Source organism: Gemmatimonas sp. (assembly GCF_044345575.1).
Taxonomy (GTDB): domain Bacteria; phylum Gemmatimonadota; class Gemmatimonadetes; order Gemmatimonadales; family Gemmatimonadaceae; genus Gemmatimonas.
This window is the reverse complement of sequence record NZ_JBIJAW010000368.1, coordinates 1-3,208: the sequence shown is the minus strand read 5'-3', so window position 1 is coordinate 3,208 and position 3,208 is coordinate 1. Positions and strand designations below refer to the sequence as shown.

The window sequence follows — 3,208 nt, the reverse complement described above, 5'->3', positions numbered from 1 at the left end:
CCCGGGCGCCTGCTGTGACGGATTCAGGCATCGGGGCGCCTGGTGCGTTGCCCCCATGCGCACCGTCCCCCACATTCCCGCCCCATGACCTCTCGCTTGCCTGACGCCCCCGCCTTTCCGCCCCGAGTGACCCGCTCATGACCATTTCCTGGATCGATTGGGTCATCGTGCTCCTGTCCATCCTCGTGTGCTTCGTACCGGCCCTGTTCCTGGCCAAGCGCTCGGGGAGCAGCACCACCGAGTTCTTCGCCTCGGGGCGTTCGGTGCCGTGGTGGCTGGCCGGGCTCTCGATGGTGGCCACGACGTTTTCGTCGGATACCCCCAATTGGGTCACCGAGCAGGTGCGCCGGTACGGCGTGGCCGGCAACTGGCAGTGGTGGGCCTTTGTCCTCACAGGCATCGCCACCGTGTTCTTCTTCGCCCGGCTCTGGCGCCGCTCAGGGGTGCTCACCGACCTCGAGTTCTACGAACTGCGCTATTCGGGGCGGGAAGCCTCGATCGTGCGCGGGTTTCGCGCCGTGTATCTGGGGCTGTTCTTCAACTGCTTCATCATGGGCATGGTGACGCTCGCCGCGTGCAAGATCGCGAACATCCTGTTCGGGCTTGCACCGTGGCAGACCATCCTGTTGACGGGTGTGCTCAACGTGGTCTTCGCCGCGCACTCCGGGCTGTGGGGGGTGCTCGTCATTGACATGATCCAGTTCTTCATCAAGATGACGGCCGTCTTTGCCGCGGCGTGGTTCTCCCTCGTGGAAGTCGCGAAGCGCCTGGGCAACAGCGACAGCGGCTGGCTGGGGCTCAAGCTGCTCGTGGAGAAGCTGGCCAACCAACAGGTCATTCAGGGTGCGGGTGACGCGCAGCCGGTCATGGCGGTGCAGGACGGCAGTGGCCAGCCTATCCTCGACGTGCTGCCCAACTTCGGCATGTCGGAGCTGGCGCTGATGATCTTCATTCTCCCGATCGCGATCAGCTGGTGGGCCAACTGGTATCCGGGCGCCGAGCCGGGGGGCGGGTCGTACATTGCGCAGCGCATGCTCGCGTCCAAGTCGGAGAAGGACTCGCTTGGCGGTACGCTGTTCTTCAACATCGCGCACTACGTCTTGCGCCCGTGGCCGTGGATCATCACGGCGCTCTGCTCCATCATCGTGTACCCCGATCTGGCGAGCATCAAGGCCGCGTTCCCGTCGGCCGATCCGACGCTCATCGGGCACGACTCGGCGTTCCCCGCGATGCTCAAGTTTTTGCCCGTGGGGTTCGTGGGGCTCATGATCGGTGGCCTCATCGCCGCGAACTCCTCGACGATCCTCACGCATCTCAATTGGGGCTCGTCGTACCTCGTGCACGACTTCTACCGCCGCTTCGTAAAGCGCGACGCCCCCGATGCGCATTACGTGAACGCGGGGCGGTTGAGCACCGTGCTGCTGTACGTGGTGGCCGCGCTGCTGAGCCTCACGATGAGCAGTGCGCAGCAGGCCTTCCAGGTGCTCCTCTCGATCGGTGCCGGCACGGGGCTGCTGTACATCGCCCGCTGGTTCTGGTGGCGTGTGTCGGCGTGGTGCGAGATCGTCGCGATGGTGATGTCGCTCGTCACGTCGCTCGCGGTGCCGAAGCTCTTCCCCGACGCCGGCTTCGCCATGACAACCATCGTGCAGGTCGGCATCACGACGGTGGCGTGGCTCGTGACGGCGTTCGTGGGCCCGCAGACCGAGCGGGGCACGCTCATCGCGTTCGTCCGCAAGGTGAAGCCGGCAGGACCCGGCTGGACGGCCGTGCGTGCGGAGGCCGGCGTGAGCGACGCTGAAGTGGCCCGCGAGAACGCCATCGGCACGTCGCTGCTGGGATGGGTAAGCGGCTGCGTGGTGATCTGGTCGTCGCTGTTCGCGATCGGCAACTTCCTCTACGCCGCCGGCGACCCGTCGCGCACGGGCACGGCGTGGATGCTCACGGGCGTGTTCGCAGTGAGCGGTTTCGTGCTGTTGGGAGTGACGAAGAAGCTTTGGGCGGAGAGCGGGAGCAGGTAACTGCGGGGGGAACGGCGCGGTTAACAGCGAGTTACTGCGTGATGGGTCATGTGTGACGGCGCGATGGTTACGGCGAATACGTGACGGCGCGTAACGGCGGTACAATGGACGAGCTATTGGTGAGAGGCTATGCGCCAGTCGTTGTTATCGTGGCGCATGGCCGACCCAAAGAATCTCCGCGTGCTCGAAGCGGCGTTGCAGTTTGCTGTCGCGGTTCACGAGCACATCGATGTCCTCGACGTTACGCGCGCACCGCGGATCCGCGCCCAGTTGCTGCGTGCCGTGGACTCGGTGCCCGCGAACATCGCCGAGGGCGCACGCGGGAGTCGTGCGCAGTTCGCCAAGCATCTTCGCATTGCGCGCGGTTCCGCAGACGAGGTGGCGGTCCACCTTCGCATCGCTCGCGACGCGGGCGCGTTTGAGGATCGTGAGTACTGGCGCTGCGAGAACAAGCGCGTGATCGTCTGCAAAATGCTCACGCGCATGCTCTATGCGCTCGACGAGGAGGAAGCGCGTACTCTCGATCGAGACCGTCGTAATACGTAGTTGCCCGCCGTTACGTTTTCGGTGTCACCATCGCGCCGTCACACATGACCCATGACGCAGTAACCCGCGGTTACCCCCCCGCAGTTACTACCGCCGTTACCGCTTCCGCTTCCCGCCTGCCAGGGAGCGGTAGTATTCCTCTACCATCTGCCGGTATTCCGCCGGCGCCGTCGCGCGCGCGCCCACGGCGGGGCGCCCGTCCGCGCTGCCGGCCACCGTGCGATAGAGCGCAAACTCGAAGTCCTTGAGCCGCTCGAGCATTGCACTCTGCAGTTGCTCGAGTCCCTTCGGGTCGCCGAAGGCGCCGGTGTTCTCGAGTCCGCGCATCGCCTGAATCGCGCGATCGAGCTCCTGGGTGTTCACCCCCTGGGCGGCGGCGTCGCGTCGCACCTCCTCGGCGGTCTGGCGCCGGAGACGCATCTCGCGCGAGAACTGCTGGGCGTCGCCGCTCGGCTCGCCACCCGGACGACCGCCCTGCCGACCCGGCCGATCCCCGGGCATACCGCCACCACGCGCGGCCCCCGGTGCGGCTCCGTCACGCTGTTGACCTTGCCCCTGCTGCCCCTGCTGCCCCTGCTGCCCCTGCTGCCCCTGCTGCCCCTGCTGTCCCGCACGCTCCGCCACGCGATCGCGCAGCGACT

3 protein-coding genes are annotated in these 3,208 nt (G+C 66.3%); 2 read left to right on the top strand and 1 reads right to left on the bottom strand.

Annotated elements, in window-relative coordinates:
* Positions 1-137: 137 nt before the first annotated feature.
* Both ACIQ6O_RS15255 and ACIQ6O_RS15250 read left to right on the top strand, forming a co-directional pair.
* Positions 138-2,021 (top strand): sodium:solute symporter family protein, encoded by a 1,884-nt coding sequence (locus tag ACIQ6O_RS15255; RefSeq protein WP_396208634.1) that lies wholly within the window; start codon positions 138-140, stop codon positions 2,019-2,021.
* Between the two features lie 156 nt (positions 2,022-2,177).
* Positions 2,178-2,567 (top strand): four helix bundle protein, encoded by a 390-nt coding sequence (locus tag ACIQ6O_RS15250; protein ID WP_396208633.1) that lies wholly within the window; start codon positions 2,178-2,180, stop codon positions 2,565-2,567.
* A gap of 96 nt (positions 2,568-2,663) precedes the next feature.
* Here ACIQ6O_RS15250 and ACIQ6O_RS15245 read toward each other — a convergent pair.
* Positions 2,664-3,208: hypothetical protein (locus tag ACIQ6O_RS15245; RefSeq protein ID WP_396208632.1), on the bottom strand; the 545-nt coding region annotated here is incomplete at its 5' end.

Bases quoted from the DNA above. Each gene is read 5' to 3' on its own strand.
- ACIQ6O_RS15255 (WP_396208634.1), top strand. From the start codon at position 138: ATGACCATTTCCTGGATCGATTGGGTCATCGTGCTCCTGTCCATCCTC.
- ACIQ6O_RS15250 (WP_396208633.1), top strand. From the start codon at position 2,178: ATGGCCGACCCAAAGAATCTCCGCGTGCTCGAAGCGGCGTTGCAGTTT.